The sequence below is a fragment of the Bradyrhizobium murdochi genome, from assembly GCF_000472965.1.
In the GTDB taxonomy this organism is placed as follows: Bacteria; Pseudomonadota; Alphaproteobacteria; order Rhizobiales; family Xanthobacteraceae; genus Bradyrhizobium; species Bradyrhizobium murdochi.
Genome location: NZ_AXAU01000046.1, coordinates 1 through 14,804 on the forward strand (window position 1 = coordinate 1; position 14,804 = coordinate 14,804).

The 14,804-nt window shown below is 63.8% G+C and carries 11 protein-coding genes and 1 pseudogene; 7 read left to right on the plus strand and 5 right to left on the minus strand.

What is annotated here, in order from left to right:
* Positions 1-213: 213 nt before the first annotated feature.
* Positions 214-390, plus strand: a pseudogene (locus YUO_RS43150) (hotdog domain-containing protein); the annotation flags it as partial.
* A gap of 206 nt (positions 391-596) precedes the next feature.
* Here the strand turns inward: YUO_RS43150 and YUO_RS0136655 are convergent.
* Positions 597-2,630, minus strand: coding sequence for a pyrroloquinoline quinone-dependent dehydrogenase (locus YUO_RS0136655; RefSeq protein ID WP_028351592.1), 2,034 nt, complete (start codon positions 2,628-2,630; stop codon positions 597-599).
* Positions 2,631-2,684: 54 nt separating this feature from the next.
* Positions 2,685-4,130 (minus strand): caspase family protein, encoded by a 1,446-nt coding sequence (locus YUO_RS0136660; RefSeq protein WP_028351593.1) that lies wholly within the window; start codon positions 4,128-4,130, stop codon positions 2,685-2,687.
* A 232-nt stretch (positions 4,131-4,362) separates the two neighbouring features.
* Here YUO_RS0136660 and YUO_RS0136665 point away from each other — a divergent pair, with 232 nt between their 5' ends.
* On the plus strand, positions 4,363-4,758 hold the full coding sequence (locus YUO_RS0136665; RefSeq protein ID WP_235782954.1) for a hypothetical protein: 396 nt from the start codon (positions 4,363-4,365) through the stop codon (positions 4,756-4,758).
* Positions 4,759-4,760: 2 nt separating this feature from the next.
* Here YUO_RS0136665 and YUO_RS43155 read toward each other — a convergent pair whose 3' ends face one another.
* Complete coding sequence (locus YUO_RS43155; protein ID WP_156908929.1) at positions 4,761-6,542, minus strand: ShlB/FhaC/HecB family hemolysin secretion/activation protein; 1,782 nt, start codon at positions 6,540-6,542, stop codon at positions 4,761-4,763.
* A 129-nt stretch (positions 6,543-6,671) separates the two neighbouring features.
* On the opposite strand from YUO_RS43155, the gene YUO_RS0136675 reads away from it, so the two are divergent.
* The 4 genes from YUO_RS0136675 to YUO_RS0136690 all read left to right on the plus strand — a co-directional run bounded on the left by YUO_RS0136675 (position 6,672) and on the right by YUO_RS0136690 (position 12,918).
* Positions 6,672-7,802, plus strand: a complete 1,131-nt coding sequence (locus tag YUO_RS0136675) for a FecR domain-containing protein (RefSeq protein ID WP_028351595.1) — start codon at positions 6,672-6,674, stop codon at positions 7,800-7,802.
* A 78-nt stretch (positions 7,803-7,880) separates the two neighbouring features.
* Entirely contained in the window at positions 7,881-10,607 is a 2,727-nt protein-coding gene (locus YUO_RS0136680) for an EAL domain-containing protein (protein ID WP_028351596.1), read from the plus strand.
* 175 nt (positions 10,608-10,782) lie between these two features.
* Positions 10,783-11,973: a GNAT family N-acetyltransferase gene (locus YUO_RS0136685; protein ID WP_028351597.1), complete on the plus strand. Its 1,191-nt coding sequence runs from the start codon at positions 10,783-10,785 to the stop codon at positions 11,971-11,973.
* Complete coding sequence (locus tag YUO_RS0136690) at positions 11,974-12,918, plus strand: cupin-like domain-containing protein (RefSeq protein WP_028351598.1); 945 nt, start codon at positions 11,974-11,976, stop codon at positions 12,916-12,918.
* A 6-nt stretch (positions 12,919-12,924) separates the two neighbouring features.
* Here the strand turns inward: YUO_RS0136690 and YUO_RS0136695 are convergent, their stop codons facing one another.
* A complete protein-coding gene (locus tag YUO_RS0136695; RefSeq protein WP_028351599.1) occupies positions 12,925-13,563 on the minus strand; it encodes an NIPSNAP family protein in 639 nt (212 codons plus the stop codon).
* A 160-nt stretch (positions 13,564-13,723) separates the two neighbouring features.
* Positions 13,724-14,389, minus strand: coding sequence for a DsbA family oxidoreductase (locus YUO_RS0136700; RefSeq protein WP_028351600.1), 666 nt, complete (start codon positions 14,387-14,389; stop codon positions 13,724-13,726).
* 233 nt (positions 14,390-14,622) lie between these two features.
* Between YUO_RS0136700 and YUO_RS45715 the strand changes: the two genes are divergently transcribed.
* On the plus strand, positions 14,623-14,804 hold a 182-nt coding region (locus tag YUO_RS45715), incomplete at its 3' end, for a helix-turn-helix domain-containing protein (RefSeq protein ID WP_028351601.1).

Genomic DNA, 14,804 nt, shown 5'->3' on the forward strand with positions numbered 1-14,804 from the left:
AAGGTCTGCGAACAGGTTCCGTGGTGGCGGTAGAAATCCCCAACACTCTTGAACACCGCCGAACGACCCGCCTTGACCGCCTCATATTCCGGGATCAAAAACCGCCACTTCTGCAGGTAATTGCGTTCAATCGTCCGGTCATAGCTATTATCGCGCATCGGATCGTCCTCCAGAGGAGCGATCCAATCAGCGAATTAGTGAACTTGCACAGCAATGACGACGGTCGACCAGACCACGCATTTCATGCGCGCGGTCTCTGCCTCCGACGTGCTGGCCGATGCGCGCGTGGTCCGTCTCGGACGCACCATGAGCTTCGGCCGCGTCACGCTGCTTTCCGCCACTGACAACAAGCCGGTGGCGATGGTCTCGAGCGCGTTCGCGATGCTTTAGAAAATTGTAGGGTGGGCAAAGGCGCGCTTGCGCCGTGCCCACCATTATCATCGAGCAGGCTTCCCGATGGTGGGCACGCTTTCCGCCTTCGCTCGTTGAGCTACGGCGGACAAGTCGCTTTGCCCACCCTACGGGACGACGAACTGATTTGCCACGCGCCCAAGCATCTCCGTCGTCCCTGCGAACGCACTAGTGGTTGCACCCACTCACGCCGCTGCCCTGCTCCGCCGCCAGCGCCACAGCACGATCGCCATCGCCACGATCACCAACCCGACCGCAATCGCCCCGCTCATAAATCGCCCACCGGGCCGGTCGATGGTGCGCGACCACAGCGAGGGCGTCTCGCCCGGCCGCGCCAGGCGGAACGCCACCACGCTGTCGCCGATCGTGGTGCCGGACTCGGAATGACCGCCGGCGCCGATCGCGACGTATTGCTCGCCCTTCCACATGTAGGTCATGGGATTGGCGACGCCCGGCACCTGCAACCGGCCCTGCCACAGCTCCCGCCCCGATCGGGCGTCGAGGGCGCGCAAATAAGCATCCATCGCGCCGGTGAAGACCAGGCCGCCGGCAGTGATCGCGACGCCGCTGACGAGCGGCGTGCCGAAGGGAAAAGCGATGCCGAGCGGCGCACGATCTTCCGTGGTGCCTACCCTCGATCGCCAGAGAATCTTGCCGGCCTTGAGATCGACCGCGACCAGCTCGCCCCAGGGAGGCTTGTTGCACAACAGACCCAGCGGCGACAGTGCAACCGCGCGCGTCATCGCAAACGGCGTGCCCTGTTGCCGTCCGAAGTCGTGACCGGACGGCGGGTTGAAGCCATCGGCCATAGCGGCACGTGGAAGCAATTTGATAATGTGAATCGCCCGCGTCGTGTTGGCGTAAAGAATCTGGCTGACCGGATCGAATGCGACGCCGCCCCAGTTCACGCCGCCGCCGGTCATTGGAAACACCACGGTGCCCTGCGTGGACGGCGGCGTGTAGAGGCCTTCGTTGCGGGCAGAGGCGACCTGCGCGCGGCAGGCTCCGCTGTCCCAGAACGGAATCAGGCCGAACACGTCGTCGGCCGAGATCTGTTGCGGCAGCAGCGCCGGGACGTGGGTCGGAAACGGCTGCGTCGGCGAGAGCTGCTCGCCTTCGGCCCCGCCCTGCGGCACCGCGCGTTCCTCCACCGGCCACACCGGCTCGCCGGTGTCGCGGTCGAGCACGAACACGAAGCCTTGTTTGGTGGGCTGGATCACCACGTCGCGCAGGCCTTTGCCGGTGTCGATGCGCGCCAATGTCGGCTGCGCCGGCAGGTCGTAATCCCAGACGTCGTGATGCACGGTTTGAAACGACCACACCCGCTCGCCGGTCTCCGCGCGCAGTGCGACGATCGAATTGGCGTAGTCGTTATTGCCGGGCCGCTTGCCGCCCCAGAAATCCGGGCTCGGCGAGGACGTGGGCAAGAATACCAGGCCGCGCTCCTCATCCACCGACATCGGCGCCCAGACATTGGCGTGGCCGGCAATCACGCCATCATGCACCAGCGGATCGAAGCTCCAGCGCGGTTGCCCGGTTCGTGCATCGAATGCGCGCACCGTGCCCGGCGGCGCTTCGACGCGGCGATTATCTGCAATTGCGGAGCCGACGATGACAGTGTCGCCGGCAATGACGGGCGCCGACGTGATCTGGAATTCGCCGGGCCACTCCAATGGACCGATTGCGAACTTGATCTCGCCATTGTTGCCGAAATCGGCACAGGGGACGCCGGTCCTGGCGTCGAGCGCGATCAGGCGAACGTCGTTGGTGCCCATGAATATCCGTGCGCGGCAGGCGGCATTTTCAGCGGCGCGCTCGTCGAGCCAATAGGCTACGCCGCGGCAAGTGTAGCGGTTGGCCGGGCGTTGGGCGGTCGAGATATCAGGATCGTATCGCCACTTCGGCACACCACTGCCGGGGTCGAGCGCGATGACCTCGTTGAAAGGCGAGCAGAAGATCAGGCTGTCCTCGACAAGCAGCGGGGTGGCCTGAAACTTGGTCCGCTTCATCGCCTCGACCGGCCGGCGATCGAGATCGCCAGTACGAAATTCCCAGGCGCGGACGAGATTGCCGACATTGTCGGGCGTGATCTGCTTGAGCGGCGAAAATCGCGATCCGCCGCGATCGCCGCCCCAATGCTCCCAGGCGGAAGCAGGAAGCGGATTACCCCCACAGAAGATGGCAACGATCAAAGCGAACAGACAAACCGGATTTCGCATCCTGCCCCCGCAAGCGCAACCCACGCTTGCGGGATCGATTACCCTATTGGCACTTCAGTATCCACCCCGGCGGCCGTCGCCATAGTTGCCGCCGTGGCCACCACGGCCGCCACCGAATCCGCCGAGACCGATCCCGATGCCGATGCTGACCGGCGGCGGTGGCGGCTCCTCGTAGACCACGCGCGGGGGCGGACGGCGAACGACCACAACGTCGTCATCCGGCTCACGCACACGCCGCGGCGGCTTGCGATCGACCCGCTTCGGCGGATCGGGCTCGACGCGCTTGACCGGTGCATTGACCTTGATCGGCTGCTGCGGCGGCTGGACGTTGCAAGGGCACATCGGAGCGGCGAGCGCGACGTTTTGCGGCACGGCTGCGGCGGCGATAGCAGGCGGCGCGAAATCCGGACGGTTGCGCAGCCGCTCCTCCAGCTTGCGCGCGGTCGCGGCCAGATCGCTGTCGGGGAATCGCGTCAGGAACGAACGATAAGCGGACGCGGTATTGATCAGCACAGCGTTATTCCACGCCACCATGCGCCGGTGACGGACCAGCCAGTCCCGCGCCAGCCGCCCGAGCGAGGTTTGCGGGTAAAGGCCGGCAAAGGCCTCATAGGCTTCGTCGGTGCCGTCGGCCACGATCAATTCGTTTGCCGCCTCGACCGGTTTGCCCTTCAGATCGCGCGTCCACTCGGCAACCGTCTTCTTCGGAGCTGCGGCAGGCTTGGGTCCGGCGACCGAGGCGCCGAAAAAGCGGAAATCCTCGGTCAGCGAAGAGCTGTCCCACGGCGTCTGCCGCCCTTCGGTGACCTTGTTCACCGCAAGCCGCACCCGCTTGAAGGTCTCCTCGATCGGAATCCCCTGCTCCTTGCCGGCCGCGAGCAGCGCGGTCGTATACGGGCTGTTGGAGCCCGAGCCGTCTTCCGCGACCGCGCCGGGCGAAGTCGAGAACGACAGAAACGTGCCGGGCGCACCGACCTTGGCATCGACCAGCGCAAGGCCGCTGCCGGCGGTCTTGAGATCGGGGAATGGATTGTTGCGGCAGGCATCGAGCATCAGGATACGCATCCTGCTCGGCACCGATGTCAGCGTGTTCAGGATGTCGTTGAGGCGTACTGCCTGGATCGGAATGTCGGCTTCCCGCTTCGGATCGATATCGACCGGGACCAGAAAATTCTCGCCGTCGATCTGCAGCCCATGGCCGGCGTAAAACACCAGGGCGATCGTATCGGCGCCCTTCGCGGCCACCTTGCCGGCGAATTCGCTGACCACCTCCCGCATTTGATTCTGCGAAAGATCGGCGGCGGTCGAAACCTCGAAGCCGGAATCGGTCAGCAATTGCGTGACCGCCTTGGCGTCATTGGCCGGATTGGGCAGCGCGGGCACCGAGCGATAGGCGGATTGGCCGATCACCAGTGCGAGGCGACTTTCGGCGGAGGCCGAATGGGCGCCCAGCAGAACCGCCGCAGGAATCATCAGCTTGAGCAGCGCGTGACGGAACATGATGCCACCTCCCGACAATGCAGGCTTCGGATTGGTCACGGCCTCGAAGCCAAAGGTTCAAGCCGGCCGCGCCCTGTGAGACGTGATGGCGGCCCCATTCGACGGCGACGTTGTCGCAGGCCCAGAATCCCGCGCAGTGATCCAAATCACAGTCGCGAGATCGTTATGTGCACGGCAATCCCCTGTCCGAAATGGCGCCGCCGGGGTAAAACAACCTCCGATGCGACGGATCGTGGTTCACATAGCGCTGGTAGCGGGCGCGGCGCTGACGCTTGCGGGTTGCGGTTTTGCCGACGTCCGCGCGCCCGTGCCCGACTTCATGCGAGGCAAGGCGCCCGACCCGCCTGCGCTGGGGACGCCGCCCGACGTCAAGCTGCTGCTGCGGCAAAAGCTCGATTCGGTGTTCGTGGCGGCCTCGCAACCGACCCAGGTCCGCGTCTCCGAGCCGCGCCCCAACCTCCGCGGCCCGGGCTGGACCGCCTGCGTCAAGGCCGAAGTGGTTTCGGTGACCGGCAAGCCGCTGGGCACGCAGACCTATCGGATCGAAATTTCCGACGGCGCGATCGCCGACCGCCAAAAGGTCGAAGCCGAGGATACCTGCGCGACCGAGAGCTACGAGCCGGTCTAGCTCTACAAACACCGCGTCGTCGCCCGCACCGGGCAGAGCTTCAGCGCGCTGGTCAGCGAGAACAGTACGCGCGCGCCGCGGGTGGGGTTGTCAGGCGCGCGGTAGCTGAGCGGCGCGGCGGCGCCGATGTCGGCTTGCAGGCCTTCGGCGAGGAAAAAGCGAACGCCGCCTCCGGCCGAGGTGAGCGACAGGCCGTCGCTGAGCTGATAGCCGTCATTCCAGGCCACACCGCTGTCGACGAAGCCGTAGAGCTGGTAGCCGCTCAGATATTGCAGGTTCGTCTTCTGGTCGAAGCGCAGTTCGACGGTGCCCGCAAGGCCGTTATCGCCGCTGATCTCGGCGCTGCCATAGCCGCGGCCGAACGCAATGCCGCCGAGATAGAATTGCTGCGAGGTGAAGAGCGGGCGGGACGCCGCCTGACCAGCGGCAGCGAGCTTCACCGACCATGCGTCCGTCAGCGTCTGATAGCGCGTGAACCAGAAATTCAGCGCGGAGAAAGTGCCGGACGCGCCGACGCGCGACAGATAGTCGTCGCCGCTGTGCGAGGCGCCGAGAATGTCGAGGCCCTGGCGGTAGTTCACCGTCAGATAATTGGTGCCGCCGAAATTATCCTGCAGGCGGTAGTCCGACGCCAGACTCACGGTGCGGATGCGATCGGCATAGATCAGGCCGAACACGTCGTTTTCGGTGGCGTTGGTGAATCCCGCAGCCGCGGTCAGCGTCAGGCTGGACTTCTGCGATTGCAACGGAGCAATGCTGCCGCGAACTTCGAACGAGTGGGTCTTGATGTTGTCGCTGTAGAGCCGGCGGTAATCACCGGGCCAGACTTCGCTGTAATAGCCGTACGCACCGATACGCGCGCCGTCAGTGCCGACGGGCATTTCGTAGGACAGACGGCCGAATGCGAGCTGCCTGGGATCGCCGGGCGTGGTCGAGAGGTTGAACACGAGCGAATCGCCGGGCGCGAGATAGGAATTGAACGCCGCCGTCCCATAGCTCTGCCACGGTCCGACCGACGAGGATCCGAGATTGTCGATGCCGAACGATGTGAAGACGTGCCAGGTTTTCACGGAGACGATCAGGCGGAAATTGCCGGTTGTCGTGCCGATCTCATCAATCGCGGTGTCCACGATCCGCACGCCTGGGCGGCCGTTGATCAGCAGCAATTGCCGTTCCAGCGTTGCAAGCCGCGAGGGCCGCTCCGCCAGTACGGCATCGAGCATGGGGCGGACGCCGAATTCGTCGGCGCCGTCACCCTTCAGCATCAGCTCGGTGATGCTGCCTTCGACGACCTGAATGCGAAGCTCGCCGCTCTGGATATCCTGCGGCGGGATGATCGCCCGGCTGAGGTGAAAGCCGGCGGCGCGATAGACCTCGCTGACCGCACTGGCCATCGCCGCGAGGTCGGCCTGCGACACCTTTTTCCCGATGTAGGGTTGATACGCCGTCACCAGCCGGTCCTGTGGTATCGCAACGGCGCCGCTGATCGAGACGCGCCGAAGCACGAACAGCGGCTTGGTGTCTCCCTGCCCCTTCGTCTCGGCAAATTGCGGCGACGGCAGTCTGGGCCGCCCGTTCGCGCCCTGGCTGGATTGCTGGTCCTCGAAACGCTTTTCAGTCTGCCGCGGATCATAACCGGGCTGATGCGCTTGCTGCGCGTAGGCCGGAAAACAGGCGAGCGAAGTCCACAACCCGAGGCTAACCACACGGGACAAAGCTGAACAGGCCCACTTCCGTAGTTGTACGGACAAGGAATCGGAATCGTGAGCGGAACTGTTAGCCATCTGATTTTTAATAGAAAATTATGGTCAACGAATGGTTAACGCGTCCCTCACAGCGCACGGCTTCCGCTCACTCAATGTTGAAACATTTCCAATAGCGTCCGGGATAAAGCGGCAATCGGAGAGCGTTTCATGCGTGCGATCCCTCACGTCTCGAGAACACTCGCGGCGATCTTCTCCCTGGCGACGGCTTCCGCCGCTTACGCGGCCGATGGCGACGAGTGGACCGTCAGCAAATCTTCCGGCGAGGTCTGGCTCACGGGCAGCGGCGTGCAGCAGGCATCGATCAAACAGGAAGACGTGTTGAAGCCGGGCGATACGGTTCGCACCGGCCGCACCGGTCGCGTCCTGTTGAAGCGCGGCGAGGAAATGATCATGGTCGCGCCGAATTCCGTGGTCGGCGTCCCCGCCCATAAGAAGGAAGGGCTTTCGACCACGATCGTGCAGCAGGCGGGTTCGATCCTGCTCGACGTCGAAAAACGCAACGTCAAGCATTTCGAGGTCGAAACGCCCTACCTCGCCGCCGTGGTGAAGGGCACGCAATTCCGCGTCACCGTGAACGCCGGCAAGACCACCGTCGATGTGATCCGCGGTCAGGTCGAAGTCGCCGATTTCAAGTCGGGTCAGATCGCGCAAGTGATGGCCGGCCAGCATGCGATCGCGTTCGCCAACGGCAAGACCGGGCTGTCGCTGGGCGGAGCCGGCGTCCTCGCCCCGATCGAGCACGGCAAGCCGCGCGCACCTTCGATCGAGCGCGTGCCGGTGCCGCGCAACGGTCTCTCCGCGCCGCGTCATGCGGCCAACGGACAAAACAAGCATGCGAACGCCCATCCCGCCAAACATGGCGTCACTCGCATCTCCTCGTCGATCGGCGAAGTTCGGGTGAACTTCCATCGCGTCACCAACGGTCTCGCCCATGGCGGTTCGGCTTCGGTCGGCGCGGCGCGGGGCGCCTCCGAACCCAATACGGTCTGGAGTTCATCAACTCCCGGCACGGACATGGCCGCCGCCAACAATGGTCAAGGAGATAATGGCAACGGAGCCGCCGCCAGTGCCGCCGGTCGAGCAAATGCAAGCGCGGTAGCGGCTGTCGCCGGAGGTAACACCAATAGCGTCAACGGCAACAGCGGAACTGGTAACGGCAATGGCAATGGCGGCAGCGGCAATAGCGGCAACGAGACTGCTGCCACTGGAAGCGGCAACGCAGCTAACGGCAGTGGCCGCAGCAACGGTCATGCCAGCGGACACGGAAGAGGCCGTTAGCCGTAGAATCAACTGCAAGAGCCGGTTTCCCCGGGACCGAACGACCAGTCAAACCCGAAACACCAGAACGGTGACCAAGTGAAACGATATCGGCCGCATATTTTCGTGACGATCGCGCTGGCAATCGTCCTGGCGGGCGGCTGGCACAGCTCGCTTCGCAACACCCTGGCCGACCTACGGTTTGCCTGGCAGTCGCGACACGTCAGCGGCGACATCGTGGTGATCGCGATCGACGCATCGTCGATCGACAGGATCGGCGTCTGGCCGTGGCCGCGCCTGCTCCACGCCGAATTGATCCGGCAGCTTCAGAAGGCGGACGTCCAGGACATCGCACTCGATGTCGACTTCTCGTCACCTTCGGATGCGTCCTCGGACCGAAAGTTTGCCGAAGCCCTCGAGGGCGCCGGCGGATCGGTGGTGCTGCCCTCCTTCCAGCAACCCCGCACCGACAGGACGACGCTTCACATCAATCGCCCGCTGCCGCAATTCGCCGAGCATTCGTGGTCAGCGATCGTCAATGTCGAGGTCGGGCCCGATGGCCTCGTCCGGCGTTATCCGTTCGGTGAGAAGCTGGACGGCAAATTCGTACCCTCGATGGCTGCCCTGCTCGCCGGCCAATACGCCGAAAAGCGGACCCCCTTTCTGATCGACTTCAGCATCCGAACGGCCGGAATCCCCAAAGTGTCTTTTGCCGACGTTCTGAACGGCGACCCGGCGACACTGCAAAAACTCAGGGGCAAGAAGGTCGTCATCGGCGGCACTGCGCTCGAACTTGGGGACCGCTTCAGCGTGCCGAACGGTGCGATCCTGTCCGGCCCGGTGCTGCAGACGCTGGCTGCGGAGTCGCTGCTGCAGAACCGCGCGCTGCAATGGACCTCGGGCGTCGTCACCGCGGCCGGCCTGGCGTTGCTCGCCTTGCTGATGCTGTTCTCGTGGCGCCGCCTCACCGCCGGCAAGCGGGTCGCGCTGCTCGGCGCAACGGCGTTCACACTCGAGGCAGGCGCGTTTGCCTTGCAGACGGCGTTCCCGCTCATTCTTGATACGTCGCTATTTCACATCGCTATCATCGTCTACATCGCGGCCATCGCGCTCGACGAAATCGACATCAGGGATCTGCTCGGCCGGGTCGCCGAGAGCCGCTTTCAGCGCGTGGCGATGTCGCTCGGCGACGGCCTGATCTGTACCGACTCCAACTATTTGATCACGGTGTGGAATCCGGGCGCGACCGCGATCTTCGGCTATCTGCCCGAAGAGATGATCGGTCGGCCGTTCGACGAGATTTGCGCACGTGACCAAGCCCCGGCCACATCCGCCTTCTCCATCAAGAACGCGGCACATCTGGCTGCCGGGTCGGTGGTCGAGTTCGACGGACGCCGCAGCAATGGCGAGGTGTTTCCGGTCGAAGCCTCCTTCTCCGGCTGGCAAGGCACCGACGGATTTCAATTCGGCGCGATCCTGCGCGACATCTCGGTACGCAAGCGCGCAGCCGAGAGAATGAGATATCTTGCGGAACACGACACGCTGACGGGGCTCATCAACCGCAACACGCTTCACGTCCAGCTCGAGGCCAAAATTTCCGCGGTCGAGACGGACGGCCGCACGGTGGCACTGCTGGTGATCGGTATCGACGGCTTCCAGCAGATCAATGACATGCTCGGCAACACTTGTGGCGATCTCGTGCTTCGTGCCATTTCGCAGCGACTGACGGCGGCCGTTCCGTCCGCGGGTCTGGTCGCCCGCTTGAGCGGAGACGAATTCGCCATCGCCGTTCCGACCAGCGACATCGGAGAAAACCTCAGCCGCTTCGCCGAACAGATAGGCGACGGCTTCGACGCGCCGCTGCTGGCCGGAAACCGGTACCTCCGCGTCAAGGTCAGCATTGGAGCCGCCGTTTGCCCAGGCGATGGACGAACGGCGGACGAACTCCTCAGCAACGCCCATCTGGCGCTGAGCCGCGCCAAGGCGACCAACCGCGGCGGCCACGTGCTGTTCGAAGACTCGATCCGCCGCCAACTGGAGACGCGCCTGACGCTGGAAGCTGAGCTGGCGCTGGCCGCGGAGCGCAATCAGTTCGAATTGTTCTACCAACCACAATTTCATCTGGCCGACGGCCGATTGATCGGTGCGGAAGCCCTGATCCGCTGGCGTCATCCCGTACGGGGCCTGGTTTCGCCGGGCGAGTTCATGCCGGTCGTCAATACCTCTCCGATTTCCGAGCGGATCGCCGAATGGGTTCTACGAACCGCCTGCACCCAGGGAGCCGCCTGGGAACGCGCGGGACACAAACTCCGCATCGGCGTCAACCTCTCGCCGTCGCAGTTGGAGTCCGGTGACCTCGCGGTCTCGGTCGCGCAGGTGCTCGCCAGCACCGGCTTGGGTCCAACCAGCCTCGAGCTCGAAGTCACCGAAGATATTCTGCTCCACGATGAGCAGAGCGCGCTGAAAACGTTCCTCGAGATTCAGGAGCTTGGCGTTCGCCTGTCCTTCGACGATTTCGGCACCGGCTTTGCCAGCTTGAGCTATCTGAAGAAATTCCCGCTCGACGGGCTGAAGATCGATCGGTCTTTCGTGTTGGGCTTGCTGACCAATCCCGACGACGCGGCGATCGTTAGCTCGACCATCGGACTGAGCAAGCAGCTCGGCCTGTCCGTCATCGCCGAAGGCGTCGAGGACCGCGCCACGGCCGACTGCCTGGTCAGGATGGGCTGCGAAGAGGGACAGGGTTATTTCTTCGGCAAGCCGATGCCCGCTCGGGATTTTGAAGCCAGATTCCTGACCGCTCCCGTAGCCGCCGAGGTGGCGTGACGGCCGAGCGGTTTTGTCAGGCTGAACGATCGGTTAACGCGACACCTCAAATCCGAGCGTCGCAGCAACGCTATTTTCCAACTCTTTTCGCTAGGGTCACACTGTGAACGCGATGGCCAAGGAATGCCCTCAAGGCGTCGTCGCCACATAAATCGCGAATGGGGATACGGGGAAAGTGGCCGATATTGCCGACATATCGACGGTGCGCCGGGCATCGAGCAAGGAGGCAAATGCGCCAGCCATCGGCGAGGCGCTGACGCCGCTTACCGGCATCTCCGCGCCCCAATGGCGCGCACTCACCGACGGCGCCGCCGAGCCGAACGGCTATTACTTGCCCGAATGGGAATTGGCCGTGAATGCTTCGGCGCGGGGCCGTTCGAATGTCGCCGCGCTCGGCGCGTGGCGCGATGCATCCACCTTGATCGGCCTAGCGCCCGTGATCTCGATGTGGCGCGCCTACAAGATCCCGCTGCCCGCTCTGGTCAGCGCCGATCCCTACGGCACGCTTTGCACGCCGCTGCTCGACGCTGGTATGGCGGAGGAAGCCGTCACAAGCATCCTGCGCCGGGCCCGGCGGGCCGGCGCGCATGCGCTGATTTTCCGTGCCACCCCGCTCGATGGCGCGGCCATGAAGGCCTTCAGCAATGTGCTGCATCGCGGCGACATGCAGCCGCTGGTGCTGCAATCGCATGTCCGCGCCTGCCTCGATGCCACGGCCGACGCCGATACAGTGCTGCGCGAAGCGCTCGGCGCAAAGAAACTGAAAGAACTGCGCCGCCAGCGCAATCGCCTCGCCGAGCACGGCGCCGTCCATTTCGACGTGGCGCGGACGCCCGGCGAGATCGCTGCCGCCGTCGAAACCTTCCTGGTACTGGAAGCCAGCGGCTGGAAGGGCCAGCGTGGCACGGCCCTCGGCCAGCACGAGGGCGATGCCGCGTTCGTCCGCCGCGCCACGTCGGCGCTGGCCGAGACCGGCCAATGCGAGATCGTGACCTTGCGCGCCGGCGACATACCGGTAGCGGCAGCGATCGTGCTGCGCCATCAGGATCGCGCCTTCTACTTCAAGCTCGGCGTCGACGAGCGCTTTGCGAAGTTTTCGCCGGGCGTGCAATTGACGCTGGAGCTGACGCAGCATCTTTGCGCCGATCCAGCCATTGCCATGGTGGATTCCACCGCAAATCCCGACCATCCCATGATCAACCCGATCTGGCGCGGACGCCTTGCGATCGGCGACGTGTTGATTCCGCTGCGGCGGAACGATCCGGTGGTGGCGTTGATTCGCGCCGCGCTCCCCTTGCGGTCGGCAATCCGCGAGCCGGCGCGGCGTCTCGTCCATTTCATCAGAAAGAGTCGGGAGAAATCCTAAATGAATACGCTCACCGCTATAGCGCCCGTCATTACGGCCGACCATGACGCGCTCCGCCGCGACTTTCCGCTAAAGCCGTTCGCGATCCGCCACAAGCTCGCCGGCCATCCGCTGCTGACGCTGCCACGCATCGCGCAGCTGGCTTCCGAATTGCCACGCGACCTGATCGAATATAATTCCGGCAAGGTCGCGATCAGCCAGGATCCGGATGCGATTCCCTCCGTCGACCTCGACCCCGTCGAAGTCGTGAAGAGCATCGAGACCGCCGGCGCCTGGATGGTGCTCAAGCGGATCGAAAATTCGCCGGAATATTGGGCGCTGCTGGAGGACACGCTGCTGTCGGTCACCCGCGCCCGCGGCTTCAACAGCTTGGCTGATGCCGGCTTCGAGCAGGTCGAAGGTTTCCTGTTCGTGTCCTCGCCGAATTCGACCACGCCCTTTCATCTCGACAGCGAAGACAATTTCTTCGTGCACATCCACGGCGAAAAATTCTTCACGATCTTCGACAACACCGACCGTTCGATCGTCTCCGACGACGAGATCGAGCGCTCGATGACCAAACATCGCAACCTGAAATATGACGAGAGCCTTGCTCCGTTGGGCAAGGAATTCCACCTGTTCGCGGGCGAGGGCTGCTATGTGCCGTATCAATGGCCGCACTGGGTGCGCACCGCAGGTTCGTTCTCGATCTCTATGGCGATCACCTGGAAGACGCGCGAAGTGCGGCGGATGAACGACCTGCACTTCTTCAATTCGATGCTGCGCAGCATCGGCCTGCCGCAGCAGCCGCCGGGCAAACAGCCGCTGCTCGACGCGCTCAAGCTGGCGTTCTATCGCACCGTGACGACCCTGATAAAGCCGCTGCGCGCCTCGATGGCGATGCGCCGCGTGCTGCGGCGGATCGCGCTCGGCAAACGCGCGAACTATTATTTGAAGGGGGCGTAACCAGCCTCACTGCAGCGGCGAATGCGGCGCCGGCAGCATGATGGTCGAGTGCATCTCGTCGAGAAATCCGGGACCCTTCCCGAGAAATTCCTGCCAGGCCGGATCCTTCATCGCGTTCCCGCGCGCTTCGGCGCGGGCGTTCAGGCTGGGATAGGCCCAGATGTGGCAGGCTTCGTTCGGCTGCCCCGCTTCGGTGGTCCAGAGGCCGACGATCTTTGAATATTTTTCGCGCTCCGGCAGTACCGCGGTGAATGCATCGAGCCATTGCTTGAGGCCGCCCGCCGCCTTGGCGCGGTAGTTGCGGAGTTCATAGACATTGCCCGTCGATGCCGGGGCCACCGGAGGCCTCACCGCGTTCATCAGGCGGATGTCCTGACGGACCAACCAGGGGCGGATCAGCGGAACGTACTCGCCGGTCCAGCGCGGGTTTTTCGCAAGCTCGGCGCGCAACCGGGCGCGCTCGTCAAAACTGTTGTAGCTCCACATGTGCAGAACTTGATTAAGCGGGCCGATCTCGGTCGACCAGTAGCCTTCGAGCTTGCCGTAATCGTCCTTGCGGATCTGGCGCGATATCGTACTCGCGGCCTTGATCATGTCGCCGAGCGTGCCGGGTTTTAAGGTGTAGGTGCGCAGTTCGTAGATCATGATTGCCTCCCAAGTTTCTTGCTGTTTGTTGTTTGGGGCAGCACTCCCGTCAAACGCTACACTGAGCCGTGCGGAGAGAGCCCCCTCACCCCGATCCTCTCAGAGCGAGCTTCGCTCGTCTCGACCCCGCAAGAGCGGGGCGAGGGAGAAGAACCCCCGGCTACTCCGCGGCCCGCGCGTTGATCTCGCTGGAAACTTGCCGGATCGCGCGGGCGAGTTGCTCGGCCGGCTGGGCGCCGGACACTGCATATTTCTGCGCGAAGACGAAAGTGGGAACGCCCGAGATGCCTTTGTCGGACGCTTCCTGAGCCTGGCCGGAGATCAGCGCAACATCCTCATCGGTGGCAAGACGCTTGCGCACATCGTCGGCGTCGAGGCCGACATCGGCCGCGGCCTGCACCAGCACGTTGACATCGGTCAGATCGCCGCCATCGCGAAAGTACAATTCCATCAGGCGCTGCTTCATTTCGGCTGATTTTCCCTGGGCCTCAGCCCAGTGGATCAGGCGGTGGCAGTCGATGGTGTTGGGTTGGCGCTTCACGAGTTCAGGGCGGTAGGTCAGCCCCTCCTCGCCCGCAGCCGCCACGACGCGGCCTGCGATACCCTTGTAGGCCTCGACCGAACCGAATTTCGCGGTGAGATATTCGTCGCGACTGATGCCCTCGCGCGGTACCCAGGAATTGAGGAAGAACGGCCGCCAACGCACTTCGACGGGAACATCCGGCACCAGCGCCAAGGCGTTCTCGATCCGGCGTTTGCCGATGTAGCACCAGGGGCAGACCACGTCGGAGACGATGTCGATCTTGAGGGGTTTTAGGGTGCTCATCGGGACGTCCTCGCTGAATAATGTCCCGGAAGGTAGTCCGATCGGACAAGGAGACAAGGGCAATAGCCGCATGTCTCGTATCACTTCACCGGCAGGCCGTGGTCACCCGATATGCTGCAGGGCAGCGCGACCACGGCCCTGTCGCTAGTTGTGAGCTTTCAGGAGGTTGTCCATTCGGCCCTGACCGAGGAAGCTGAGGTTGCTGAAGCTTCAGATTCTGAGGGGAGAACCGAATGGACACCCATAAGAATGCGCCTCTGACACCGAAAGGTCGAGAGGCGATGGCGCGGAGCGTAGTCGACGGCGGGCTGAGCAAGGCCGCGGCCGGCCGTCAGTTCAACACCACAGCGAAGACGGTCGCCAAATGGGTCGAACGCTTCCGCGCGGAAGGTGTCGATGGTTTGCGCGATCGCTC

Coding starts and splice junctions, on each gene's coding strand:
- YUO_RS0136700 (WP_028351600.1), bottom strand. CDS start 14,389: ATGAGCACCCTAAAACCCCTCAAGATCGACATCGTCTCCGACGTGGTC.
- YUO_RS0136660 (WP_028351593.1), bottom strand. CDS start 4,130: ATGTTCCGTCACGCGCTGCTCAAGCTGATGATTCCTGCGGCGGTTCTG.
- YUO_RS0136695 (WP_028351599.1), bottom strand. CDS start 13,563: ATGATCTACGAACTGCGCACCTACACCTTAAAACCCGGCACGCTCGGC.
- YUO_RS0136655 (WP_028351592.1), bottom strand. CDS start 2,630: ATGCGAAATCCGGTTTGTCTGTTCGCTTTGATCGTTGCCATCTTCTGT.
- YUO_RS43155 (WP_156908929.1), bottom strand. CDS start 6,542: ATGGCTAACAGTTCCGCTCACGATTCCGATTCCTTGTCCGTACAACTA.
- YUO_RS0136690 (WP_028351598.1), top strand. CDS start 11,974: ATGAATACGCTCACCGCTATAGCGCCCGTCATTACGGCCGACCATGAC.
- YUO_RS0136675 (WP_028351595.1), top strand. CDS start 6,672: ATGCGTGCGATCCCTCACGTCTCGAGAACACTCGCGGCGATCTTCTCC.